This is a genomic window from Marinobacter sp. SS21 (genome assembly GCF_028369065.1).
GTDB lineage: Bacteria > Pseudomonadota > Gammaproteobacteria > Pseudomonadales > Oleiphilaceae > Marinobacter.
The window spans coordinates 46,429-70,541 of record NZ_JAQNDA010000010.1 but is presented as its reverse complement, the minus strand read 5'-3'; the positions used below and the strand labels follow the sequence as shown (position 1 = coordinate 70,541).

Sequence of the window (24,113 nt, the reverse complement as noted above, 5' to 3'; positions counted from 1 at the left end):
CATCGGGCCTGCAGGGGCGACCTGTTCGATGATTGCAGGTACACTGAGAAAATGTGAACCGGCCCCTGCGGGCTTCATGGGATGACGGGTGAATTGGCGGCAATGTCCATCGGTAAGGGCGGTTACAGGGTAATAGCGTACCTGAGTGTCGGCTTGGCGATCGCGGGTGCCGTGCTGCCACTGTTGCCATCCACGGTCTTTATCCTGATTGCTGCCTGGGCGGCGGGCCGAAGCTCTCCGGAATTTGAAGCCTGGTTGCTGAATCATCGGCGATTTGGACCGGTGATAGCGAACTGGCGGCATCGGCAGGTGGTGCCCAGGTCGGCAAAGGTACTGGCTTGCGCCATGCTCTGTGTGAGCTGGGCGACGGTTTATGTCGTTGGCGCGCCAGCCTGGATGCTGGTACTACTGGGCGCATTCTTCTGCGCCTTGGGCGGTTATCTGCTGTCCCGGCCTTCCTGCTAATGGCGGGAAAGGGGATGGGGCGCCAGATTCACGACAACCGGCTTCAAGCCGATGCTTGCGACTCAAAGCGCGGCTCATGGCAATCGTCCAGGGCGAGCAGGTAGTACTCGAAGCCCCGTCGGGCTGCGGCCAGCGCCCGCGACTGCTGTTCCTCGGTCACCGCAATACGTTTGATCAACTCCATGGCTTCGTACGGGTGGTTGTCGTCATAGCTGGCATGGGCTCGTAACCAGGCCATGGTGTGGCGGTTGATGGTGGCCTTACCCTCGTCGGCGTAACGTTTTATTCCCTTCACTACTTGCTGGCTCCACTCCCCGGTCGCCCACTCAATGGCCAGATTGGTCGCGGCAATGCCTTCTTCCAGGGAGGCGTTGTTGGATATGTTCCACAGGAAATGGTTGATGGCGTCCATCCCTGCAGGTGGCACCACGCTCGAGAGCGCGTCCTTGTCAATGCCGAAGCCCAGTGCCCAGTCCTGATACCAGTAGGCGTGCCGCTGCTCCACGTGGATGTTGTCAATCAGCCAGAGTTTGGCCTCTTCGTGGCCGGGTGCCGCGCCGGGGCGGGTTTTGCCCAGGTTTAGCCCCATGTATTTGGGAAAGTGTTCCACCAGGGGGTAAAAGTTGAGCAGTGCCCGACGAAACCGGGTGAGCGACAATGTACCGTCGGCCATCTCGGTAAACAGGGGGTGTTGCACCACGCGATTTTTCAGCGGCACCAGGTCGTCCCAGAACCGCTGCGCCCAGGCGCAATGGTCGGTGAGTTCGAGTTTTCTTTTGTATTCAGCTGCGTACATTACTCTAAGCTCCACGTGGTGAGGTGGATGCGTTGACGCCGGTCTGGCCGTCCAGCGCTAGGCGCCGGCGCCGAACTGGCTCTCGGGCATCACACCAACCAATTGCATTCCAATCAGGCGCTTCGCCTCCTGCGCCGGTACCGGGCGAGACATCAAAAAGCCCTGTACATAGTCGCACCCGATCGCCTTCAGACAGTGGAGCTGGGCTTCGTTTTCCACGCCTTCGGCAATGACTTTCAGCCCCAGATTCTGGCCCAGCGAAGCGATCATGTTGACAACGATGGTGTCTTTGCCCTGCTCGGTAATCCGGTCCATGAACGACTTGTCGATCTTGAGTGCGCTGACCTGGTAGTTGGCCAGGTAATGGAGCGAAGAGTAGCCGGTGCCAAAATCATCGATATAAACCGGGATGTCATTCTTGGCCAGCCGTCGCAGATTACGCAGGCAGGCTTCCTCGTTATCGATCATTTTGGTCTCGGTAATCTCCAGCCGGAAGCTGCCTCTGCGCAAATCGTGCTGCTCGATGATCTGAATCATCTCGTCCGGCATACTGCCGCTGGCGAAATAGCTGGCGCACAGGTTGACACTCAGCATGGTCTCGGGGTTTATTTCCTGCCAGCTCTGTAACTGCCGGGCAGCAGCATGCACGACCCACACGGTCAGCGGCAAAATCAACTGAGTATCTTCGGCCAGCGGAATGAAGTCGTTGGGGGACACCATCCCCAGCCGGGGGTGATTCCAGCGGATCAGCGATTCAAAGCCGGAAACCTGGCCACTTTGCAGGTCAACAATGGGTTGGTAGAACAATTCCAGCTGATCGGTTTCTATGGCTTTTTTCAGGTCTTCGGTCAGCCGCAGCCGATGCTGGACCCGATGACGCATCATCTCTTCGAAAATCAGGTAGCCGACGTTGGTGTCCTTGGCCTGGCTCATGGCGGTATCGGCGTCGCTGAGTATTTCTTCGGCCACGTCGAGTCCCTGACCGCTGTAGGCCACGCCGATGGAGGTGTCGAGGTTGAGGCTCTGGCCGTCCAGCTGCACAGGCTCCACAAATTTTTCCTGGATTCGCTTAATCAGCGCCATGACGTCTTCGGGAAAATAGATGTTGTCCATCAGAATGGCGAACTCGGCGCCATTGATGCGGGCGATCACATCGGTGGGGCGGTGATGCATCTGTAGGCGGCGGGCCACCTCGCGCAGCACTTCGTCTCCCGACGCATGCCCCAGACTTTCGTTGATCGACTTGAACCTGCCCACCCCCACGCACATCACGGCAAAATGGTAGTTAGGGGTTCGCCGGTGGCGAGACAGGGCCGCGTGCAACTGGTTCAGGAAAGCCACCCGGTTGGGCAGACCCGTGAGCGGGTCTTCCAGCGACACTCTGGTGAGCATCTGCTGCTGACGATCACGCTCGTACAAGCGCCCAAGCTGATTGGTCGCCTGTTCCATCAGCGCCAGCATGTTGGGCGCCAGGCGCTCGTCGCGAGGTGAAAAGAACTCCAGCACCGCCGCCACTTCGTTATCGATCATGACCGGGAACGCCAGCCGGGTCGAGGTGGCATCTTCGCCCAGTTCAATGCCTTGTTTGGCCCAGGACGGTTTGCCCAGTTGCATGGCCTCCTGGGCCAGTTCGGAATGTCGAGCCTCGGGCCAGTTGTGTTCAATGGTCCTCAGCCACTCCAACTTGAGTCCACCGCCCATGCCGCTGGCGGCAACCGGCCCCAGGTTCTGCTGTTCCACGTTGTAGGCCCGTCCCAGGTGCCAGCCCATATGAACGCAAATGCGGTTCAGGCCATACTCAAGCACCGCCTGAACATCTTTCGCCTCGTTTCCGATGGCGATCATTTCCTGCAGCAGGTTGCTTTTCTCATGATGGTGGCAAAGCATCTGCACAAAATCGCGGCGGTAGGCATGCTCGAGCATGTAGCCGTTGAAGGCGCATATCAGCAGGGGAATCCAGAAGCAAAGTAGCATGGTCAGGGCGCTGTACTGGGTATCCACCAGCCAGGCCGCCCAACTGGCCACCGCGATGGCGGTAAGGCAGCCCACCAGTGCCAGCATGGTTCGCAACTTCAGCACCGAGAAGGCCACCATGATGATGTAGATGCTCTCCAGCGCGGCCACTTGCCCGAGGTAATGCTCCCCCAGCAGCATGACGCCCGACAAGGTGCCCGTGAGGCAGATAAACACCCCGGCTTCCAGAACCAGCTCGACGTAACGTTCGGGTTCTTTGATCAGGGTGAGGAGCCAGATGCAGAAAAGCACCACGCCGATTGGGGCTACCGCCAGCCACATCCAGATCGGTTTACTGGCATCTTCGAAAAAGAGTCCAACGGGGACAACCACGAGCAGATAGAGAATGATCAGCCCGTACACGGACTTTCTGAGCCAGTTGGCGGAGTTCAGGCAGAAATAATCGCGAAATTTCGATTCCAGCCCATGGGGGAGGTAAAGCAGCCTGAGGCTGTGCCCAGCCAGCAGCCCTTTGATTTCGCTCAATTTGATGTGCTTCAGGTCGTGTAGCCAGAGTCCCTTCTGATCATTCGCTAGGCCATCCGTGCCACCAACAAACTTGTCGTCGTTCATGGCGATGCACCAGATAATAGTGTGTCCGATCAGTCGCTCTCCGGAATCGATGGCTACATCGTCACTTCAGCCCACCGTCGCGGTAGATGTCCAGATTAATAGATATAGTCGTGATTAAATGAATTTTCTTGTATCGAATTGCTATGAGACGTTGCGCAAGTTTCGGCGAAGCCCTGGCCTTGGCCAGAAGTGAAGGTGAATCAGGGTGTTAGAACGAGCAAGAGGGGCGGAGCGAGCGGGGTAAAATCTCGTCAAACGGCTGGGCTGTGGCCAAGGCTGGCCAGGGGGGCAAGGATGGCGAAGGGGGGAGCAAGGGTGGCGAAGGGTGGAACAGATAGGGCCGAGAGGCGTGAAACTGGGCCCGGCAACAGACATCACGTCCGTCCCCGGGCCCAAAAGCTTAGGCCGGCTGGGCTTCCAGCTTCAGTCTGAGTTTATCCGGCAGCGAGAACCGGCCGATACGCTGGAGCACGGTCCAGTACTGGCGGCCAAAACTGGCGGAGTTGTAATGAATGCCATGCTTCTCGCACACCGCCTGAACCTTCGGTGAGATTTCGCGATAGCGGTGGGCCGGCAGATCGGGGAACACATGGTGTTCGATCTGGTAGCTGAGGTGGCCGCTCAGCAGGTGCACGAAGTTGTTGCCGGTGAAGTTGCTGGAGCCGGTCAACTGACGCAGATACCAGTGGCCCTTGCTCTCGTTCTCGCACTCTTGCTCGGTAAAGGTCTCGGCATCCTGGGTAAAGTGACCGCAGAAGATCACGGTAGAGGACCACAGGTTGCGGATCAGGTTGGCGCCGATGTTGCCGGCCAGCACGATGGGAGCCACCGGGAACGTCAGCAGCGGGAAAAACACATAGTCCTTGAACGCCTGACGCCCGCCCTTGCGAAAGAAATCCTTGAGGAACGGCAGCTTGGACTTCCAGGTGATCTCCCGGCGACGCAGACGCTCGGTTTCCAGCTCATGCAGCCCTACCCCCCACTGGAACAGCACCGTCAGCAGGATGTAGTTAATGAACTGCAGCAGATGGCCGGGGTGCCACTTGACGTCGTCACCGAGTCGCAACACCGCGTAGCCGTAGTCCCGGTCCTTACCGATGACGTTGGTGTATGTGTGATGCTCATAGTTGTGGGTGCGACGCCAGGACTCACTACTGCATACGGTGTCCCACTCATAGGTTTGCGAATGCAACGAGGGGTCATTCATCCAGTCGTACTGGCCATGCATGACGTTGTGGCCAATTTCCATGTTCTCGATGATCTTGGCCAAACCCAGTGACGCGGTGGCAGCAACGAACACCGGCGGAATGAAACCGAACGGCATCATCACCCGGCCGCCGATTTCCAGTGCCCGGTGCAGCCGGACCACCCGGCGAATGTATTTGGCATCACGCTCGCCCAGGTCGGCCAGCACTTCGTCGCGGATGGCGTTGAGGTCCTGTTCCAGTTCCTGAAGTTGGGCTTCGTTGAGTTTCTTCATCATTTGCTCCTCAGCGGGCCCGGTTGCGGACCCGTTCTCTTTGTTCTTGGTTTCTGGCAAGAATGGGGTGATCAGAGATCGATGTTAACCGGCCCCTGGGGAACCGAGACGCACAGTTGGATATTCTCTTCGCCAGGGCCGGAGGCTTTGCCGGTGAGCCGGTTGATGACCGTGCCGCTGGTCTTCTTGCAGCTGCACTGGTGGCAAACCCCCATGCGGCAGCCGTACTTCGGCGACAGCTTGGCGGCTTCGGCGATCTCCAGCAGCACCGCATCGCCTTCGGCACTCACTGTTACGCCGCTGCGTTCGAAAGCCACTTCGCCACCGAGGTCGTCGGAGGGCAAAGCCGCCATGGGCGCGGAGAAGAAGGTGCTGTGAATGCGGTCGGCGTTGATGGCCCGGTGGTACAGCAACTCATTGGCAAGGTCCATCAGGCCCTTGGGGCCGCACAGGTAGCAGCGGCGCGCGCTAATGCCCGGTACCGTGTCCAGGTGACCGTCGTTGAGGTATTCCGGGGTCTTGCCGGCATCGGTGGCCACCACAGTCAGGGTGAAGGCCGGCCAGTGCTGGCGCAGGGTGTGCAGTTTCTCGGCGGCGATAACGTCAGCCTGAGTGCGCACGAAGTAGAGTAGGGTCACCGGCGCGGAGTAATCGTCGTCGGCCAGGGTGTCCAGCAGGCTCAGCACCGGGGTGATGCCACTGCCGCCAGCAATGAACAGCAACGGTTCTGGCACTTCCGGGGCCAGGAAGTCGCCGAAGGCCTCCCCAAGGGCCAGGGTATCACCGGGCTGCAGGTGATCGTGCATCCAATTGGTTACCTGACCGCCGGGCAGGCGCTTGATGGTCAGCGTGACCGTGCCGTTCTGCTGCCACTGCTTGGGAGAGCTGGACAGGCTGAACGTTCGATTGAGCCGAACACCGTCAATTTCGATACAGATGTTCACATGTTGTCCTGCCTCGTATCCCGCCCAGCGGGCCGAAGGTTTCAGGACAAAGGTTTTGGTGTCGGCGGTTTCGTCAAGAATGCCGGTTACCTTGGCTGGCACGTACTGGCGTACCAGCATTGGATCAATGCTGGTGAGCAGGGGGTCAAAGAAGGCCGCCGGGTCTTCCCGATTGAAAAGCTGCTTGCCGAGCCAGCGCAGAGGGCGATTTTGTTCCAGTAAAGACAGCATGGTTTCCTCTCCATGTGTACAAGTGTTCACGAGTTGTGAACAAATGTACACAAGTGGATGCTGGGCTGTCAACAAATTCCTAGGTCAGCGCATGGAGTGTCGTAACTCATTGAAATTCTGTAGTGATTGCCTGTCTGAAGCCGGCGGAAGCTAAAACTGTGGTGGCGAAAAACAGCTTGTGGCCCTTAATGACTGGATCTGTGTCGCACGGATGATTTTTTTGTGTACACTTGTTTGCCGCTTCGTGACTGCCCTGCCTGCACCAGCTTGTCCGGCGGTGACTTATCGGGTGCATAACCGCTATCGATTGGGAAAGAGAAGTCGTTCGTTATGGCTGAACGTAAGCGTCGTAAGCCGGGAGAAACCCGGGATAAGCTGATGGAGGCCGCGCTGACCCTGGTGGGGAAGGGGCGCCATTTTGCCAGCCTGGGGATTCGTGAGGTCACTCGGCAGGCCGGTGTCGTGCCCACCGCCTTCTATCGGCACTTCCGCAATATGGATGATTTGGGGCTGCAACTGGTTGACGAGTTGGGGCTGGTACTGCGGCGCATGATGCGAGAGGCGCGGCAAAACGTCCTGCAGGCAGACAAGTTGATGGAGGAGTCCGTGGCGATTTTCATCAGCCACGTTCAGCAGAACCGCAATTTCTTCATCTTCATGGCCCAGGGATTGGCGGGCGAGAGCCGGGCCGTGCAGGAGGGGATTCGTAGCGAGCTGCGCTTTTTCTCAAGCGAATTGAGCAATGACTTGCGTCGCCTGCGGCTGGCGGAGCATCTCGGTGATGCCGATCTGGAGCTGACCTGTGATCTGGTGGTACGCACGGTGGCCTTCAGCCTGACCGACCTCATCGGTGTTGAGCCGGATGACGATTACCAGATCGAACAGATCAAAAAACGCACCACCCGGTGCCTGCAACTGATCTTTGTCGGGGCGGCTAACTGGCAGACAGGGAACCGCCCCGAGTAATCCAAAGCGGGGCCGGTTCAGGCCTCGGCAGCCTCCTCCTTGGAGGCGGCTCGCGGTTCGTCAGCGGGCGGCGTCAGCAGTTCTTCCAGTTCGTCCAGGGCCTCGCCATTATATACCGCCAGCCGTTGCATGCTGGGCAGGGTGTCGCGGCAGCCTGTGAAACCGAAGTTCAATGATCCGTCGTAGCTCAGGCAGGTGATGTTCAAGGCACCGCCGTGTGCAATCAGTGACACCGGATACATGGCTTCGAGCTTGGCCCCTTGGTAATACAGGGTGTGGTTTGGTCCCGGCACGTTGGAAATGGTGACGTTGAACACCGGACGCATGCGACCACCGAGGCCCGACATTAACTGCAGGATATACGGTGACATCAACATCATGGTGTATTGGGTCAGCGCTTTCTTGGGCAGCTTCTGCAGGTGTTCCTTGGCCCGGCGGGTGGACTCTTTGATGGCCGCTAGCCGCTGCAAGGGATCGCCTTCGTTGGTGGCCAGTGAGGCGATCATGAAGCTGATCTGGGTGCCGGTGCCCTGATCATCCGCCGGGCGGATGTTGACGGGAATGCCGGCGGTCAGCGGGGTATCCGGTAGCTGGTGCTGATCCAGCAGGAACCGGCGCAGTGCGGTACCGCACAGATACAGCACGATGTCATTCAGGGAGGCGTGGGACAGTTTGGCCAGTCGACGCAGGCGGCTCAACTGGTAATGCTGGGTGGCAAAGCGTCGCTGCGGGGTGACCCGATGGTTAAGCGGCGACACCGGCCCGGTGAACGGCGCCATCAGGCCATCTTCGGGATGGCGGGCGGAGCTGACCAGGCGGGACATGGCATCCCAGAGTCGCGGCGCGATATCGGTCTGCAGCCTGAGGGCTTCCCGGGCCTGGGACCAGGCGGCGTGGACGCTCGCCTCGTTGTCGGTCTTGCTGGCGCGGCGTTGTTCCGGGCGCACCGCCCAGGGGGGCGCCATGTCGGTGTCGTTGGGATCGGTGCTCAGTACCCGTTGCATCAGGCGCATGCCGCTGATGCCGTCGATCAGCGAATGATGCATCTTGGTATAGAGCGCAAAACGGTTGTTTTCCAGTCCTTCGATGATGTGACACTCCCACAGCGGACGGTTGAAGTCCAGGTGGTTGGAGTGCAGGCGTGACACCAGGATGCCCAGCTCCCGTTCGCCGCCTGGGCGGGGAAGGGCCGAGTGGCGGACATGGTAATCCAGGTCGATGTCGTTATCGATTTTCCAGGCGGGGGCGACCACTCGGCCCAGGTTGCCGGGGAAGGCGAGTTTGTAGCACCAAGGCTTCTCGACTTCCCGCTCGGACTTCATGTGGGTGACCAGGTCCTGAAGGAAGGTTTCCGGCGCGCCTTCCGGAAGTGAAAAAATCTGCAGATTGCCGACGTGCATGGGGGTGTTTTCGGATTCTACCGCCAGCCAGGATGCATCCAGTGTTGCCAAACGTTTCATGCTCAGTCCTCTTGCCGCTCTCGCCCATACCTGGGGATTGAGGGGATCGTTTTATTTAGTGAGCCAGCCACCGGTGCCGGGACCGAGGTCGGGCTGCGTTGCTTCCATTCTTGCGTGTCTTTGCGCACGCTCGGACGTGATTCTTAATTACATCTTAGAAGAACGGGCGTTACCGCTCATCGGTTCCATGTATTTTTTTGAGTATACGTATAACCACGTAATGGGGCGAGTGAAGCTAAAGGCGCAATTTCTGGGCGGGAAGGCCGGCCCTCGGGGGAAGGGCCGGCTCAAGGCAGGTCGGTTACTGCATTGCGTCCTCTGCCTCCTTGTACAGCGAGCGTACCGGCTTGGCGAAGAGCTGGCGCACCATCGGTTCGAAGTACTCCAGCGGCAGAATTTCGCCCTCCGGATCGAACGCCGGCGCATCGTACTTGCTGACGAATTCGATGGTCCGTTTGAAGTGAGGGTGGTCCCGGTAGTTGTCCCGCAGGTCCCGGTCCAGGCCCAGGTAGTGGAAGAAATAGTAGCCCTGGAAGATGGCGTGGTGCTTGATCATCCAGTGATTTGCCTCGCTGACGAAGGGCTCCAGCAGCACGGCGGCAACATCGGCGTGATTGTACGAGCCGAGGGTGTCGCCGATGTCGTGTAGCAGGGCGCAGACTACATATTCGTCGTCTTTGCCGTCCCGGTGCGCCAGGGTTGCGGTCTGCAGGCAGTGACTGAGACGGTCCACCGGAAAGCCGCCGAAGTCCCCCTCCAGCAAGCGCAAGTGTTCCAGGATGCGGTCTGGCAGCGATTTGGCGAACTGACCAAAGGACTGGGCAATGATGTGCCAGTCTTCCGCGGTGCCGTTTTTCATATGGTGGAAGCGCGCTCGCGGCGCTTTATCATCACTCATGGTGTTTCCCTATTCAGTTCCGAAAACCCGGATCGATGCGATCCAGCTTGCGCAGTAGCCCTGGCCAGGCCAGTTTGCCACCCATGCCTTTGGTTACCTGCGTGGCCTGCTGGCGGATGGTGTCGACAATGCCGTCGGGCACTGGTGTCATGGGGCGACTGCCGGCGAGGGCCTGGATCTGGACCTCGCAGGCGCGCTGCAGGATGTACATGCCCAGGAACGCATCGGCGATGCTGGCACCGGTGGTGAGCAGGCCGTGATTGCGCAGGATCATGAAATTGTTGTTGCCCAGATCCCGTTGCAGCCGAGCTTTCTCGTCCTCTCGCAGGGCTACGCCTTCGTAATCGTGGTACGCCAGGTTGGACAGCGGAAACAGGCTCTGCTGGGACAGCGGCAGCAGTCCTTCCTGCTGGGCCGACACCGCGACCCCGGCGGTGGTGTGGGTGTGCATGACGCAGACCGCATCGTCCCGAACCGCATGGATGGCGCTGTGGATGGTGAAGCCGGCCGGGTTGATGTCGAAATCGTCCGGATTAACCTTGTTGCCGGCCTGATCCACCCGTACCAGGCTTGATGCGGTGATTTCTTCGAACATCATGCCGTAAGGGTTGATCAGGAACTGATGCTCTTCGCCGGGGATACGGGCGGAGATGTGGGTGAAAATGAGATCGTCCCAGCCATACAGCGCGACCAGACGGTAGGCGGCGGCCAGGTCAACGCGAAGCTGCCATTCTTCGGCGCTGACTTGCCCTTGCTTGGAGGGGATCGCCAATTGATCGGACATAATCAGTGTTCTCTCGGTGTGGGTTATTGTTGGGTGTTTTTTGAGTGTAGGCAGGTGTAGAGGCGTAAAACTGTCAAATGGTTTACATTGTGCTGGATGGCAACTGGGTACACTCCATTCATGATTGAACCTAAATCCGTTCTTCAGGCCTGTCCGCTTTTGGCCGGACTGCCAGGGCAGGCACTCGACGAGGCGGCGGCGATGGCGCGGGTGAAGCATTTTGTCGCCGGTAAGCCGATATACGCCAAAGGTTCGATGCAGGCCACGCTGTGCGTGATTGCCGACGGTACGGTGCGAATCAGCTCGGTCAATGCCGCCGGACGGGAGGCCATGTTGATCATTTTCGGCGCGGGCGCCTGGTTCGGAGATACCGTGTTCTCCCCGGGCACCCCGAGAGTCTACGGGGCCACCGCCCATGAAGACGCGACGATCATCGAATTGCCCGGGGAGGGATTTCGTCAGTTGCTGGCGCGCTTCCCCCAGGCTTATCCGGTGGTTATGGACCTGATCAGCCGGCGGCTGTGGTCGGCGATGTCCATCATCGAGGACGACGCGTTGCGGGGCATCGAGGCCCGGATCGGGCGCCGCTTGCTGTTTCTGGCACAAATACAGGGCATCGGCGAGGTCAGTGCCGAGCCCGTGACGTTCTACCTGACCCGGGAACATATCGCCAATATGATGGGGATGACCCGGCAGGGCGTGCATAAGGTCATCAAGCGCTTTGAGGAGATTGGTTTGCTGCGGCTTGAATACGGCCGGGTGACGCTCACCGACCCCGGAGCACTGCTGACCCACTTGAAAACGCTGGATTGACGCGACCGTGTAAAACGACTGCGTTGCTAACGTGATAACGGCCTCTTGAACGCGCCTGCTCTGCCGCCCCCGAGGGGGGCGAGCTGACGGTAACCACAATAACATCAACATCGCCGGCAACACTAAAAGCGGCAACAACAATAACAACCCAGGAGACACTTATGGAATCCAGCCCACTCGTATCCGTTGGACTGCCGATTTCCCTGTTCATCATCATGATCGGTATCGGCATGACCCTGACCTTGCGGGATTTTCGGCAGGTGACGATCAACCCCCGCGGCATGATCGTCGGTACCTTTGCCCAAATTTTACTGATGCCGCTGGTGGCTTTCGCCCTGGCCTGGTTGTTGGGGCTGGCCCCGGCGATGGCGGTGGGTCTGGTGATCATTGCCGCCTGTCCCGGTGGCACGACCTCTAATTTGTTCGTGCTGTTGGCGCGAGGCCATGTGGCTTTGTCCATCCTGCTGACCGTTACCGCAAGCCTGCTGACCATTCTCACGCTGCCCCTCTTCACAAATTGGGCGCTGCAGCTGCAGTTCGGAACCCAGGAAGACATTGTCCTGCCGATCGGCAAGACCATTGCCATGCTGGTGGGCATTGTACTGTTCCCGGTGGCGCTTGGCATGGCGGTACGAACACGGGCGCCGGCCCTGGCACAGCGGGCCGAAGGTGCGGTCAGTGTGTTCGGCGGGCTGGTTCTGGCATTGCTGATCCTTGGCCTGCTCTACGGTATTCGCGACCGAATTGGTGAGCTACTGGTGCAGGCGGGGCCGGCGGCGATCCTGTTGAACATCGCCGGGATTGCCCTGGGCCTGTTGGTGAGTCGATGCTCGGGGCTGTCCCAGCGGGAGTCCCTGGCGGTGGCCATGGAGCTGGGTATCAAGAACGGCACCATCGCCCTGATGGTGACCCTGACCCTGCTGGAATCCAGCGATATGTCCATTCCTGCCGCGGTCTATGGCGTGTTGATGTTTCCCACCGGATTTGTCCTGGTCAGCTTCGGACGGCGTCTGATTGCCGGAACGGCGCAGTCGAAACCAGCGTCGGCACAGGCGAACCCTTGAGGTTGTGGTCCAGGCAGCTGGCGCTGGCCCAAAGAGACAGGTTGTCAGGATCTGAAAGTTGGTAGCCTTGACGACCGGGGAGGCGAGGACTCGCCTCCTGATTCTCTGATAACAGGTATAACAACAATGTCTGCCCCTATGCCCCGCTTTACCCGGCGATGCCAAGCCGCCTTGCTGTGGCTTTTTGTTCTGTTTGCCACCCCGGCACTGGCCAATGAGTCCTCATTCCGCGACCAGGTCTACGATACCACCTTGCCGCTGTCGCAGCGCATTGCCGCCATGCAGGCGTTGACCGGTCTGGAGCCTGATCCCGATCGTGTCTACCGTGTCTGTATTTGGGACATCTTCGGGCGTTCCGGACCCCTTTTTGCAGCCGCCCAGGACCAGCGCCGCAAGATCATCCAGTTCGGTATCAATGTGGAAATGGTGCCCTACACCAGTGAATCCATCATGGTGGAGGAACTCAAGTCCGGAACCTGTGATGCCGCGCTGATGAGTGGGTTGCGAGCCCGTTTGTTCAATCAGTACACCGGTACGCTCGATTCCATCGGTGGGTTTCCCGAACGGAATCAGATGCGGCTGGCACTGCAGTTGATGGCCGATCCCCGCAGCGCCGAGCGCATGGTGAGTGGCGATTATGTGGTGATGGGCATTGCCCCGGCCGGGGCGGCCCATGTGTTCGTTAATGACCGATCCGTCAACACGCTGGCCAAGGCTTCCGGCAAGCGAGTGGTGGTGCTTGACTATGACCCGACCCAGGCGCGGATGATCGCTGGGGTGGGCGCCACGCCGGTGGTGGCGGATATCGTCAACGCCCCCAACATGTTCAATACCGGCGTGGTGGATGTGTTGGCCGCACCGCTGGCGGGCTACGAGGTGCTGGAGCTGCACAAAGGCCTGTCGCCGGATGGCGGCATCATCGAGATGCCGTTGACCCACATCACCATGCAGTTGATCGGGCGTGCCGAGGTGGTACCCAATGAGCTGGCCCAGTTCGTCCGCGAGGCCTTTTATGAGGGCTTTGACGAGATCATCAGTCGGGTGGCTATGGAGGAGGCCAAGGTGCCTGAGCGCTGGTGGATCGACATTCCCGACCAGGACCGCCTCGATTACGAGCGGATGATGCAGCAAGCTCGCCTGCAATTGCGGGATGAAGGTTATTACAGTGCCGATATGCTGACCCTGCAGCGCAAGATTCGCTGCCGCGCCGACAGCGGCAGGGAAGAATGCAGCAATCCGGTTGAGTAACCCATGTCCGCACACTCCGATACCCTGAGCCGATCCGGCTCGCTGAGTCTTGCCCGCTGGCTTTCCAGCCTGCCCATGCTGGTTATTCTGGTACTCACGCTGTTAGCGTCGGTGGGAGAAACCCTGCACTCACGCTTGCTGGAGGTCGGTAGCGCCACCTGGCCCGACTACTTCAATTTGCGGGTGATTGATCGTCTGGAACAGCCGCGTTGTGAACAGCACCCGGATCTGGGGCAGGCTGTTGAGGTGGCGGTGCGCGCCAAGCAGGCGGAGCTGGCCGAGGACCCCTTTGCCGACGTCTTTGGCGGTCAGATCGACCGCGAGGCCATCCACGAATCCCTTCGGCGTCAGGCTGAGACCTGCCGCGGGGAATGGTCCAGGTGGCAACGTTTGCAGGCGCTCAATACGCCTGCGGTGACGGCCTTTGCCACCATGGAAGCGGGCTTGTCGCAAGCGGTCATCATGGTTACGGGCAACCGCCGGGTGCTGTTGGGGCTGATGCTGCTGTTCTGCGCCGCGGCCGCCACCTTACGGCGCCAGCACATCTCGTTGCGTCCGGTGGAAAGTCAGCAGGATGACCGGGTCGCCACCGTCGCCCAGTTGGTCGCCAATGCCTTATTGACCCTGTCGGCCTGGCTCTACCGCCAGCAGGAACTGGCCCAGGCAGCCGCCGGCATGCCGCTGGCGCACCTGTTCATGCACGATATCTGGGTGACCGGATTCGGCCTGCTGACGGTGATCTCTGCTTACCAGCTCAGTCAATCCCGAACCGACCTGAGCCGCACCGGCTCCTGGCCCCGGGCCTTGCTGAGTGTGCCACTGTACAGCGTCATGTGCCTCAGTGCGGCGCTGCAGTTCATGTTCCACGGCTTCTATCACGGTATTGCGGTGTACCTGAACATGATGGCGGAGCTGTCGGCGCTGTTTCTGAGCCTCGGGCTCTATGTCTGGGTGGGCATGCTGCTGGCGCGCAGTCATTTGCCCCGCAAGGTGTTCGATGTGATCCGGCCCTGGCAGTTACCACCCAAGTGGCTGGGGGTGGTGGTGCTGTTGCTGACGGCCCTGCCGACGGCCTACAGCGGTGCCTCGGGAATCTTCATCCTGGCCGCCGGCATGACCCTGTACCGGGAACTGCGGCGGGCGGGAACGTCTGAGCAGCTGGCGCTCGCCACCACGGCCATTTCCGGTTCCATGGGCACCATGCTCCGGCCCTGCCTGCTGGTGGTCATAGTGGCGACGCTGAACAACAGCGTCACCACCGATGAGCTGTTCAGCGCCGGAGCCCGGGTGCTGCTGCTGACGGCTTTGGTGTATACCCTGTTCGTACTGTTGCTGGGGGGGCGTTCCAGCCTCAAGACCGCCTCGCCGATGCAGGCGATACCGGGCATGCTGCGGGCGCTGGTACCGCTGCTGCCTTATATCGCGGCGTTTGCCGCCGTGGTCATGGTGTGGGAACTGCTGCTGGACCGTGGTCTGGATGAGTTCTCGGCACCGGCCATTCTGCCGCTGGTGATGTTGCTGATTCTGGCCATGGAGCGATGGCTGCTGAAGGAAGCCGACCCGGATCTCGGCCAACCGGAGACATCGCCCGACCAGCCCGTGCCGGTCGGTTATCGTCAGGCGGTGCTACGAGCAACGGACGATTCCACGGCGTTGATCGGCGCCTTGTTGATGCTGATGGCATTGTCGGTCAGCGTCGGCGGACTGATCGAGCGCTCCGGCCTGCTGGAGCTGTTCCCTGACAGCCTGGGCTCGGTGTGGCTGACCCTGGCGCTGCTGATGGGCATGCTGGTATTGATCGGGATGATCATGGACCCCTATGGCGCCGTGTTGCTGGTGAACGCGACCCTGGCCCCGATTGCCCTCGGCAACGGCATTGAGCCGCTGCATTTCTGGGTGATGACGGTACTGGCCTTCGAGATGGGGTATCTAACCCCGCCGGTGGCCCTCAATCACCTGCTGACCAGACAGGTGGTCGGTGTGCCCGTCGCCTGGGAGAGCCTGCACGGCACCTTCTGGCAGCGCAATTTCCGCTTCATCCTGCCGGTGCTGGTCATGGGTAGCGCGCTTTTGATCGTCACCTTCCTGCCGCAGCTGTCGGAAACCGCTCGGAGCCTGCTGCTGGCATCGGCGCCTCAAACCGTCTTGGGATAACGGCGGATTCAGGGCTCCAGGTCAAGAATGGCCTGGAGTTCGCCGCTGCTATACATCGCCAGCAGGGCGTTCTCCAGTGCCTGCAGCCTTTCCGGGCTGGTCTGGCGATTGCAGCCAAGCGATCGCAGGGTGGTGAAAAACACCAGTTCCGGTGCGTTCAGCCTGAGGTTCAGGCGCTCGGCAAGGATCGGCGCGGAGCGGGTGTCCGAGATCCACAGGTCCACCCGGCCCGCGTTCAGCATCAACAAGCCGAGGTGATTTTTGCTGGCCAGGTGCATGCGAAAATCCAGGCTCTGGAGGTATTCACCCAGGCCGCTGCCCAAGTGACTGCTGATGGTGTAGGGGCGGGCGTCGGCCAGGGTGCGGATGGTGAGGGGGCGATCCGGGTGGCTGTAAAAGCCGTGCCGGGAAATGGAAACCGGGCCAATCCAACTCAGGCTGGCTTCCCGCTCCTGGGAGCGGTCGATCGGGAAGACACAGGTGTTGGGGGCTTCGGTGGCGCTGCGTATGGCGCGTTTCTCAGGTTGGAAGTCCAGTTCGTAGTCATCCCCGGCCAATTCAAACATGCGGTGAATGACGTTGAGGGCATAGCCTGATGGCGCTTGGTGGTCGGAAATACGGACCAGCGGTGGTATCGGAAATGTAATCAGTTTAAGGGGGGCGGCCATCGCTGCCGACGTCACCATCAGGCCGGCCAACAGGCGAACTGCAAGGCGCATTACCACTGTTTGATCGCCTCCTCGTAACTCAGGGTTTGGGGGGCGACGTCAGTGTCCATCGCTGGCTTGGGCGCTCCGGGCCGTGCCAGCCAGGTCGCCCTGGGCTCTGGCGAATTCAGCCGCGGAGCACAGCGCCGGTCTGATTTGTGGGCCAACTGCGCAAGCTCGGCGTCGACCAGGCTGGCCATGTTCGACATGGCGTCGGCAACGCTGACTTCTCCTCGCACCGCCCGTCCCACCTGTTGCCACCAGATCCCGGATAATGCGGCGTAGTCCGGCACATTGGTGCCGGTGGGCGTCCAGATGTTGCGGGCATTGCTGCGATAAAATTCCACCAGTCCCCCCAGTGCCAGGGCGCGATCGCCAAAGGTTTTGGAGTGGATGTCCGACGCCCTGATGGGCGTTAGCCCTAATAACAGCTTGCGCAGAGAGACGGTTTTCGACACGGTAAACTGGGCATAGAGCCAGGCCGCCGCCAATCGGTCTGGCGGCGTGTTACGCAGCAAGGTCCAGCCTCCGGCGTCCTGATAGCCGGACTTCATGCCCGGTACCCAATAGGCGCCGCGAGGAGAGGGGGCCACCCGCCACAACGGCTCGCCCTGGTCGTTTTGCACCCGGGAATTGGGGCCGGTGAGTGCAGGCAGGAAGGCGGTGTACCAAAATACCTGCTGGGCGACCTGGCCCTGGGCGACCCATTCGCCGGAAGTGGTGAAGGTCATGTCGTAGGCGGCCGGCGGCGCAAAGCGCTGCAGCCATTCGATGTAGGTCTCCACCGCGTAGATGGCGGCGGGGCTGTCCATGGCGCCCCCCCGCACCACCGATGCGCCCACCGGGTGGCAGCCTTCCACCCGGATTCCCCAGTCATCCACCGGCAAACCGTTGGGCAATCCAGGGTCGCCAGCACCAGCCAGGCTGAGCCAGGCATCGGAAATGCGCCAGCCCAGGGAGGGGTCGGTGCGACCATAGTCCATGTGCCCCCACACCCGCTGGCCGTCGATTTCGCGGACCTGGTGGCTGAAGAAATCGGCAATGTCCTCATAGGCCGCCCAATTCTGTGGCACCCCCAGCGCGTAACCATAGCGGTCTTCGAACTGTTGCTGCAGGTCCGGGCGGCTGAACCAGTCGTGCCGGTACCAGTAGAGATTGGCAAACTGCTGGCTCGGCAGCTGGTACAGCTTACCGTCGGGCGCCGTGCCGAAGGCCAGGCCGATAAAGTCGTCCAGATCGAGGCTGGGCAGGGTGACATCGGCGCCGGCCCCGCTCATGTAGTCGGTCAACGCCAGGGTCTTACCGCGACGGTAATGGGTGCCGATGAAATCGGTATCGTTGATGTAGGCGTCGTAGATGTTGAGCCCGGTATCCATCTGGGCCTGGATTTTCTTGACCAGGTCATCTTCGCCGGTGACTTCATGGATAACCTGAATGCCGGTGATGTCGGTGAAAGCACGGGCCAGCACGTTGGCCTCATAGGCGTGGGTGTCAATGCGCTCGGACACCACCCGAATGGTCATGCCCCGATACGGCGCCGCTGCCTGGGCAAACCAGTTCAACTCAGCCCGCTGTTGGTCGCGACTGAGGCTGGATGGCTGAAACTCCTCGGATAGCCAATGTTCAATGGCGTCATCGGCGGGCTCGGCAAGACCCACCAGGGGAAGGGTTGCCAGCAAAGCAAAGCTGACCGGGCTGAACTTCATCGATGCTCCTGCGCGATGAATACGAAGAACTGACGATCAATTTAGCCAAAGTGTACGTCATTGCCAGGAATTTGCCGATGCTTTGGTGGCCCGTTCTCCCTTTTCCTTCGGAAACGGCAAACGGGTCCCGGGGCCTGCTCCTTAATTGTCGTCCAGATCCCGGGGGGGGCAGTGGAACTCCTGGACCACGGTGTCGTCGTCGATACTCTCCAGGTGAACATCGAACCCCCACAGCCGATGGGTATGTCGCAACACCTCGCTGGTATCGTCGTCCAGCGGGACCCGGTCTGTGGGAACGTGACGCAGGGTCAGGGAGCGGTCGCCCCGCAGGTCCACATTCCATACCTGAATGTTGGGTTCGCGGTAACTCAGGTTGTACTGTCTGGCGAGTTTCTCGCGCAGCAGCCGGTAGCCGGATTCGTTATGAATGGCGGTCACCCGGTAGAAGTCTTCCTGATCGTCGTCCTCGATGGCAAAGAGCTTCAAATCCCGCATCACCTTGGGTGACAGAAATTGCAGGATAAAGCTTTCGTCCTTGAAGTTCTTCATCGCGAAGTGCAGGGTTTCCACCCAATCGGTTCCGGCGATGTCCGGGAACCAGTGCCGGTCTTCGTCGGTGGGGTTCTCGCAAATCCTGCGTAGATCGGAATAGATGGAGAAGCCCAGGGTGTAGGGGTTGATGCCGGAATACCAGGGGCTGTTGAACGGTGGCTGGTAAATCACCGCGGTGTGGCTCTGCAGGAATTCCATCATGAAGCCATCGGTCACCAGGCCTTTTTCGTACAAACGGTTGAGTAGGGTGTAATGCCAGAACGAGGCCCAGCCTTCGTTCATCACCTGGGTCTGGCGCTGGGGATAGAAGTACTGCGCGATCTTGCGCACGATCCGGATGATTTCCCGTTGCCAGGTTTCCAGCAGCGGCGCGTTCTTCTCAATGAAATACAGCAGGTTCTCCTGGGGTTCCTCCGGGTAGCGTTGCTTGCGGCGGCTCTTCTCGTCCTCGTCGTCCGCACTCTTGGGAATGGTGCGCCAGAGGTCGTTGATCTGCCGCTGCAGGTATTCCTCCCGCTCCTTTTGCCGTCGCTGCTCTTCCGAGGCCGAGATGGGGGCGGGGCGCTTGTAGCGGTCGACGCCGTAGTTCATCAGGGCGTGGCAGGAGTCGAGGATTTCCTCCACCGCTTCGACCCCGTAGCGCTCCTCGCACTCAGAGACGTAATTACGGGCAAATACCAGATAGTCAATGATGGCGCTGGCGTCGGTCCAGGTGCGGAACAGGTAGTTGTTTCTAAAAAACGAGTTGTGGCCGTAACAGGCGTGAGCAATCACCAAGGCCTGCATGGGCAGGGTGTTCTCTTCCATCAGGTATGCGATGCAGGGGTCCGAGTTGATGACGATCTCATAGGCCAGACCCATCTGCCCCCGCTGGTAACTTTTGGCGGTATTGAGGAACTGTTTGCCGAATGACCAGTGGTGATAACCCACCGGCATGCCCACCGAACTGTAGGCGTCCATCATCTGCTCCGCACTGATGACTTCGATCTGATTGGGATAGGTTTCCAGACCGAATTCCTCGGCGCACTTGGCAATTTCTTCGTTGTATCGCCCGATCAGCTCGAAGGTCCACTCGGACCCGGTCGATATCGGGTTGCGGTCGGTCGCCTTGCGGGCCTGATCGACAGTATCGCTCATGCAGCCTTCCTCTCGAACAAGTGGCGGAATACAGGGTAGATTTCACCGGCATCGGCAATCTGTTGCATGGCAAAGCTGTGGGGGCGCTCTTCCATGATTTTCTCGTATTCATACCACAGCATCTGGTGATCTTGGGGCGTGATCTCGACATAAGCGAAGTATTGCACCAGGGGCAGGATGCCGTCTTTTAGTAGCTTGCCGCAGACCGGGGAGTCGTCGTTCCAGTTGTCGCCGTCCGAAGCCTGGGCCGCATAGATATTCCACTCCGCTGGTGAGTAGCGGGCCTCGACGATTTTCTTCATCAGCTTCAATGCGCTGGACACGATGGTGCCACCGGTTTCACGGGAGTAGAAAAACTCTTCTTCGTCCACCTCCTTGGCGCTGGTGTGGTGGCGTATGAACACCACATCGATTTTCTTGTAGTTCTTCTTGAGAAACAGGTAGAGCAGGATGAAGAAGCGTTTGGCAATGTCCTTGTGCATTTGCGTCATGGAGCCTGAAACGTCCATCAGGCAGAACATGACGGCACTGGTGGCTGGCTGAGGTTCCTTGCGATGCTGACGATAACGCAGGTCAATTTCGTCGATGAACGGGATGCGCTTCAGGTTGCCTTTGAGGCGGGCGATCTCATCCTCCAGTACCTGAATCTGGTCTTCTTTGCTGAAGGCAGCGTCCGGTTCCGCCCGTGCGGCCAGCAATTCGGCCAATTGCTCCTCCAGCTCCTTCAGCTTACGACGCCGGGCGCCGCCCAGGCTCAGGCGTCGGGCATGGGCGCCACGCAGGGATCGCACCACGTCCAGCCGCGCCGGCACCCCCTGGGTGGAGTAACCGGCCCGCACGTACTTGAAGGTTTCCGTGTCCTTGAGCCGCTTGCGGGCCAGGTTGGGCAATTCCAGATCGTCGAACAGAAAGTCGAGGAACTCCTCCTGGGTAATCTGGAAGGCGAACTCGTCCATCCCCTCACCGTCGGGGCTGGCCTGGCCGCCTCCCTGGCCGGCACCGCCGCCTTGGGGCTTTGGCAGGGTATCGCCGGTGACATACTCACGGTTGCCGGGGTGGACGATTTCCCGTCGGCCGCCCTGGCCGTGACGGAAAATGGGCTCCTGGATGTCCCGGGACGGAATGCTGACGCTTTCGCCCCGTTCAATATCGGTGATCGAGCGGCGCTGTACCGCGTCCGCTACGGCTTTCTTGATGTGTTGCCGGTAACGGCGCAGGAACCGCTCCCGGTTCACCGCGCTCTTGTTCTTGCCGTTCAGGCGCCGGTCGACAATGTGGGTCATCCCCATAACTGCACCTCTTCGTTAACCCGAAAACCAAGGAGTGGCGGAGCAAGGCCCCGAAGCCGTCGCCGACCGGGCCTTGTGCGACCCGGCCGCTGACGGTTTCGGTGCCCCCATCGGCGGCTCCTTATTGGGACTTCCGAACCCGCAGGTACCATTCCGCCAATAGGCGAACCTGCTTCTCGGTGTAGCCCCGGTCGACCATCCGTTCGACAAACTGCTTGTGTTTCTTCTGATCTTCCTGACTTGCTTTTGGATTGAAGGAAATTACCGGCAGCAGATCTTCGGTGTTGGAGAACATTTTCTTCTCGATCACGCTGCGCAGCTTCTCGTAACTGAGCCAGGAGGGGTTCTGGCCCTGGTTGTTGGCCCGGGCCCGCAGCACGAAGTTGACCACCTCGTTGCGGAAGTCCTTCGGGTTGCTGATGCCCGCCGGTTTTTCGATCTTCTCCAGCTCGTCGTTGATGGCGGAGCGGTCGAGGATCTCGCCGGTTTCCGGGTCACGGTATTCCTGGTCCTGAATCCAGAAGTCGGCGTAAGTGACGTAGCGATCGAACAGGTTCTGGCCGTATTCGCTGTAGCTCTCCAGGTACGCGGTCTGGATTTCCTTGCCGATAAACTCGACATAGTGCGGCGCCAGGAACTCCTTGATGAAGCGCAGGTAGCGTTCCTGGGTGTCGGCCGGGAACTGTTCCTGTTCAATCTGCTTCTCCAGCACATACAGCAGATGCACCGGGTTGGCGGCCACTTCGGTGGTGTCGAAATTGAACACCTTGGACAGGATCTTGAAGGCAAAGCGGGTGGACAGGCCTTCCATGCCTTCGTTCACCCCGGCCGCATCCCGGTACTCCTGGATCGACTTGGCCTTGGGGTCGGTGTCCTTGATGTTCTGGCCGTCATAGACCCGCATTTTCGAGAACACGCTGGAATTCTCCGGCTCCTTGACCCGTGACAGCACGGAGAACTGGGCCAGCATGTTGAGGGTGTCCGGGGCACAGGGCGAGCCAGACAGCGAGCTGTTCTTCAGCAGCTTCTGGTAGATCTCGATCTCTTCGGTCACCCGCACGCAGTAGGGCACCTTGACGATGTAGACCCGATCCAGAAACGCCTCGTTGTGCTTGTTGTTGCGGAAGGTCTGCCACTCGGACTCGTTGGAATGGGCCAGGATGATGCCGTCAAAGGGCACCGAGCCCATGCCTTCGGTGGTGTTGTAGTTGCCTTCCTGGGTGGCGGTGAGTAACGGATGCAGCACCTTGATCGGCGCCTTGAACATCTCCACGAACTCCATCAGGCCCTGGTTGGAGCGGCACAGACCGCCGCTGAAACTGTAGGCGTCGGGATCGTCCTGGGAATAATCCTCCAGCATGCGAATGTTGACCTTGCCCACCAAAGCGGAAATATCCTGGTTGTTGTCGTCCCCGGGCTCGGTCTTGGAGACCGCCACCTGATCGAGGATCGAGGGGTAGCGTTTCACCACTCGGAACTTGCCAATGTCGCCGCCAAACTCGTGCAGCCGCTTAACCGCCCAGGGCGACATGATGTTCGTGAGGTAACGGGTGGGAATGCCAAACTCGTCGAGCAGGATCGGGCCGTCCTCGTCTGGATCGAACAGGCCCAAAGGGGTTTCGTTAACCGGCGAATCCTTGATGGCGTAGAAGGGCACCTTCTGCATCAGCTGCTTCAGCTTTTCGGCGAGGGAGCTCTTGCCGCCGCCAACCGGTCCCAGCAGATAGAGAATCTGTTTCTTTTCTTCCAGGCCCTGGGCGGCATGACGGAAGAACGAGACAATGTTCTCCACGGCTTCTTCCATGCCGTAGAACTCGGAGAATTCCGGATACCGCTTGATGACCTTGTTGGAAAAGATGCGTGACAGCCGGGTATCCCGCGAGGTATCCACCAGTTCCGGCTCGCCAATGGCGAGCAACATGCGCTCAGCGCCGGTGGCGTACGCGGATTTGTCCTGTTTGCAGATCTCCAGGTATTCCTCCAGGGAATACTCTTCCTCCTGGGTAGCGTCATACCGTGTCTTGAAGTGCTGCACTATACTCATGGTTCACCCTCGCTATGGCGACGGGACCACTGAACTTGGAATTGTGATGGGGCCTGACAGCCTCGCCGTCAGCGTTCAGTAGCCCTGTCTGTTATTCGTGATTCACGTATAAATCCCCGTTTCGGTTGGCAACGCCAGTGGCGTTTGGTGTCATGTGTTGGATAGTGAAGAATGGTGTCGACGGACTCGTTACCCCATCGGCAGGTGCCGCCGCCGATATGTTCAGCTTAGTTCAGTCCTTGGCTGTTGGACAGTGTCACCGATGCTTTTGTTTCCCGACCAGGCCCGAGATTAATGGCGCGCGGTCGGGGCTGGGATTGGGTGGATGGACCGGTGGATCCGGCCCGATCTACCGGTGGCGATTTGCCCCTAAATCAGTACACTGCACGCTTCGTGCCACCAAGACCCGGTCAGGGGGTGGCGATGGTGAATCGACGGACAAACGATGGTCATGCTCAATTGGCTCAAGCGTATTCTTGGCAAGGACGACTCTCTCCAGTGGGAAGGGCCCTTGGGGCCCGAACCCCGGGCCCAGTGCCCCTGTTGCGATTACATTACGCTCGCCGAGCGTGGCAGCTACCAGATCTGCCCGGTGTGTTTCTGGGAGGATGACGGCCAGGATATCGACGAACTGGACGCGACTTCCGGGCCAAATCGGGGCATGACCCTGCGTCACGGACGGCAGAATTTCGCCGTGTTTGGCGCCAGTGAGCAAGCCGTGGTCAAGTATGTTCTGGCCCCGGAGCAGCGGCGCCGTTACCGTCATGAGCCTCGCGTTTCGCACTGATG

19 protein-coding genes are annotated in these 24,113 nt (G+C 59.8%); 7 read left to right on the top strand and 12 right to left on the bottom strand.

Annotated elements, in window-relative coordinates:
* The first annotated feature begins 102 nt into the window (after positions 1-102).
* Complete coding sequence (locus tag N6L25_RS13835; protein ID WP_271981380.1) at positions 103-465, top strand: YbaN family protein; 363 nt, start codon at positions 103-105, stop codon at positions 463-465.
* 43 nt (positions 466-508) lie between these two features.
* Here N6L25_RS13835 and N6L25_RS13830 read toward each other — a convergent pair whose 3' ends face one another.
* From N6L25_RS13830 to N6L25_RS13815, 4 genes are all read right to left on the bottom strand, one after another.
* Positions 509-1,261, bottom strand: coding sequence for a TenA family transcriptional regulator (locus tag N6L25_RS13830; RefSeq protein WP_271981378.1), 753 nt, complete (start codon positions 1,259-1,261; stop codon positions 509-511).
* Positions 1,262-1,318: 57 nt separating this feature from the next.
* Positions 1,319-3,847: a putative bifunctional diguanylate cyclase/phosphodiesterase gene (locus tag N6L25_RS13825; RefSeq protein ID WP_271981376.1), complete on the bottom strand. Its 2,529-nt coding sequence runs from the start codon at positions 3,845-3,847 to the stop codon at positions 1,319-1,321.
* 400 nt (positions 3,848-4,247) lie between these two features.
* On the bottom strand, positions 4,248-5,327 hold the full coding sequence (locus N6L25_RS13820; protein WP_271981375.1) for a fatty acid desaturase family protein: 1,080 nt from the start codon (positions 5,325-5,327) through the stop codon (positions 4,248-4,250).
* 71 nt (positions 5,328-5,398) lie between these two features.
* Complete coding sequence (locus tag N6L25_RS13815; protein WP_271981373.1) at positions 5,399-6,502, bottom strand: ferredoxin reductase; 1,104 nt, start codon at positions 6,500-6,502, stop codon at positions 5,399-5,401.
* 330 nt (positions 6,503-6,832) lie between these two features.
* Here N6L25_RS13815 and N6L25_RS13810 point away from each other — a divergent pair, with 330 nt between their 5' ends.
* Positions 6,833-7,468 carry a TetR family transcriptional regulator gene (locus N6L25_RS13810; protein ID WP_271981371.1) on the top strand — a complete coding sequence of 212 codons (636 nt, stop codon included), beginning with the start codon at positions 6,833-6,835 and terminating at the stop codon, positions 7,466-7,468.
* 17 nt (positions 7,469-7,485) lie between these two features.
* Here the strand turns inward: N6L25_RS13810 and N6L25_RS13805 are convergent, their stop codons facing one another.
* The 3 genes from N6L25_RS13805 to N6L25_RS13795 form a co-directional block, all read right to left on the bottom strand.
* Positions 7,486-8,928, bottom strand: coding sequence for a WS/DGAT/MGAT family O-acyltransferase (locus N6L25_RS13805; RefSeq protein WP_271981369.1), 1,443 nt, complete (start codon positions 8,926-8,928; stop codon positions 7,486-7,488).
* 301 nt (positions 8,929-9,229) lie between these two features.
* Positions 9,230-9,826, bottom strand: a complete 597-nt coding sequence (locus N6L25_RS13800) for an HD domain-containing protein (RefSeq protein WP_271981366.1) — start codon at positions 9,824-9,826, stop codon at positions 9,230-9,232.
* Between the two features lie 13 nt (positions 9,827-9,839).
* Positions 9,840-10,610 carry a class II aldolase/adducin family protein gene (locus tag N6L25_RS13795; protein WP_271981363.1) on the bottom strand — a complete coding sequence of 257 codons (771 nt, stop codon included), beginning with the start codon at positions 10,608-10,610 and terminating at the stop codon, positions 9,840-9,842.
* Between the two features lie 120 nt (positions 10,611-10,730).
* Here N6L25_RS13795 and N6L25_RS13790 point away from each other — a divergent pair, with 120 nt between their 5' ends.
* From N6L25_RS13790 to N6L25_RS13775, 4 genes are all read left to right on the top strand, one after another.
* Positions 10,731-11,423: a Crp/Fnr family transcriptional regulator gene (locus N6L25_RS13790; RefSeq protein ID WP_271981362.1), complete on the top strand. Its 693-nt coding sequence runs from the start codon at positions 10,731-10,733 to the stop codon at positions 11,421-11,423.
* A 161-nt stretch (positions 11,424-11,584) separates the two neighbouring features.
* Positions 11,585-12,487: a bile acid:sodium symporter family protein gene (locus tag N6L25_RS13785; RefSeq protein WP_271981360.1), complete on the top strand. Its 903-nt coding sequence runs from the start codon at positions 11,585-11,587 to the stop codon at positions 12,485-12,487.
* A 126-nt stretch (positions 12,488-12,613) separates the two neighbouring features.
* Positions 12,614-13,735: a putative solute-binding protein gene (locus N6L25_RS13780; RefSeq protein WP_271981358.1), complete on the top strand. Its 1,122-nt coding sequence runs from the start codon at positions 12,614-12,616 to the stop codon at positions 13,733-13,735.
* A gap of 3 nt (positions 13,736-13,738) precedes the next feature.
* Positions 13,739-15,889, top strand: a complete 2,151-nt coding sequence (locus tag N6L25_RS13775) for a TRAP transporter large permease subunit (protein WP_271981355.1) — start codon at positions 13,739-13,741, stop codon at positions 15,887-15,889.
* 8 nt (positions 15,890-15,897) lie between these two features.
* On the opposite strand, the gene N6L25_RS13770 is transcribed toward N6L25_RS13775, so the two are convergent.
* The 5 genes from N6L25_RS13770 to N6L25_RS13750 all read right to left on the bottom strand — a co-directional run bounded on the left by N6L25_RS13770 (position 15,898) and on the right by N6L25_RS13750 (position 23,324).
* The gene (locus tag N6L25_RS13770; protein ID WP_271981353.1) at positions 15,898-16,608 is read right to left on the bottom strand and encodes a substrate-binding periplasmic protein; all 711 of its coding nucleotides are present in this window, start codon (positions 16,606-16,608) and stop codon (positions 15,898-15,900) included.
* On the bottom strand, positions 16,608-18,302 hold the full coding sequence (locus N6L25_RS13765; RefSeq protein ID WP_271981351.1) for an ABC transporter substrate-binding protein: 1,695 nt from the start codon (positions 18,300-18,302) through the stop codon (positions 16,608-16,610). The genes N6L25_RS13770 and N6L25_RS13765 overlap by 1 nt, the downstream gene beginning before the upstream one ends.
* Before the next feature lie 141 nt (positions 18,303-18,443).
* Entirely contained in the window at positions 18,444-19,991 is a 1,548-nt protein-coding gene (locus N6L25_RS13760; RefSeq protein WP_271981349.1) for a SpoVR family protein, read from the bottom strand.
* Positions 19,988-21,274 (bottom strand): YeaH/YhbH family protein, encoded by a 1,287-nt coding sequence (locus N6L25_RS13755; protein WP_271981552.1) that lies wholly within the window; start codon positions 21,272-21,274, stop codon positions 19,988-19,990. Before N6L25_RS13755 ends, N6L25_RS13760 begins: the two co-directional genes overlap by 4 nt.
* A gap of 127 nt (positions 21,275-21,401) precedes the next feature.
* Positions 21,402-23,324, bottom strand: coding sequence for a PrkA family serine protein kinase (locus N6L25_RS13750; RefSeq protein WP_271981347.1), 1,923 nt, complete (start codon positions 23,322-23,324; stop codon positions 21,402-21,404).
* Between the two features lie 451 nt (positions 23,325-23,775).
* Here N6L25_RS13750 and N6L25_RS13745 point away from each other — a divergent pair, with 451 nt between their 5' ends.
* Positions 23,776-24,111 (top strand): CPCC family cysteine-rich protein, encoded by a 336-nt coding sequence (locus N6L25_RS13745; protein ID WP_271981345.1) that lies wholly within the window; start codon positions 23,776-23,778, stop codon positions 24,109-24,111.
* Positions 24,112-24,113 lie beyond the last annotated feature (2 nt).

Coding starts and splice junctions, on each gene's coding strand:
- N6L25_RS13815 (WP_271981373.1), bottom strand. CDS start 6,502: ATGCTGTCTTTACTGGAACAAAATCGCCCTCTGCGCTGGCTCGGCAAG.
- N6L25_RS13750 (WP_271981347.1), bottom strand. CDS start 23,324: ATGAGTATAGTGCAGCACTTCAAGACACGGTATGACGCTACCCAGGAG.
- N6L25_RS13765 (WP_271981351.1), bottom strand. CDS start 18,302: ATGAAGTTCAGCCCGGTCAGCTTTGCTTTGCTGGCAACCCTTCCCCTG.
- N6L25_RS13775 (WP_271981355.1), top strand. CDS start 13,739: ATGTCCGCACACTCCGATACCCTGAGCCGATCCGGCTCGCTGAGTCTT.
- N6L25_RS13785 (WP_271981360.1), top strand. CDS start 11,585: ATGGAATCCAGCCCACTCGTATCCGTTGGACTGCCGATTTCCCTGTTC.
- N6L25_RS13800 (WP_271981366.1), bottom strand. CDS start 9,826: ATGAGTGATGATAAAGCGCCGCGAGCGCGCTTCCACCATATGAAAAAC.
- N6L25_RS13780 (WP_271981358.1), top strand. CDS start 12,614: ATGTCTGCCCCTATGCCCCGCTTTACCCGGCGATGCCAAGCCGCCTTG.
- N6L25_RS13810 (WP_271981371.1), top strand. CDS start 6,833: ATGGCTGAACGTAAGCGTCGTAAGCCGGGAGAAACCCGGGATAAGCTG.
- N6L25_RS13825 (WP_271981376.1), bottom strand. CDS start 3,847: ATGAACGACGACAAGTTTGTTGGTGGCACGGATGGCCTAGCGAATGAT.
- N6L25_RS13795 (WP_271981363.1), bottom strand. CDS start 10,610: ATGTCCGATCAATTGGCGATCCCCTCCAAGCAAGGGCAAGTCAGCGCC.
- N6L25_RS13805 (WP_271981369.1), bottom strand. CDS start 8,928: ATGAAACGTTTGGCAACACTGGATGCATCCTGGCTGGCGGTAGAATCC.
- N6L25_RS13835 (WP_271981380.1), top strand. CDS start 103: ATGTCCATCGGTAAGGGCGGTTACAGGGTAATAGCGTACCTGAGTGTC.
- N6L25_RS13820 (WP_271981375.1), bottom strand. CDS start 5,327: ATGAAGAAACTCAACGAAGCCCAACTTCAGGAACTGGAACAGGACCTC.
- N6L25_RS13830 (WP_271981378.1), bottom strand. CDS start 1,261: ATGTACGCAGCTGAATACAAAAGAAAACTCGAACTCACCGACCATTGC.
- N6L25_RS13790 (WP_271981362.1), top strand. CDS start 10,731: ATGATTGAACCTAAATCCGTTCTTCAGGCCTGTCCGCTTTTGGCCGGA.
- N6L25_RS13745 (WP_271981345.1), top strand. CDS start 23,776: ATGCTCAATTGGCTCAAGCGTATTCTTGGCAAGGACGACTCTCTCCAG.
- N6L25_RS13760 (WP_271981349.1), bottom strand. CDS start 19,991: ATGAGCGATACTGTCGATCAGGCCCGCAAGGCGACCGACCGCAACCCG.
- N6L25_RS13755 (WP_271981552.1), bottom strand. CDS start 21,274: ATGACCCACATTGTCGACCGGCGCCTGAACGGCAAGAACAAGAGCGCG.
- N6L25_RS13770 (WP_271981353.1), bottom strand. CDS start 16,608: ATGCGCCTTGCAGTTCGCCTGTTGGCCGGCCTGATGGTGACGTCGGCA.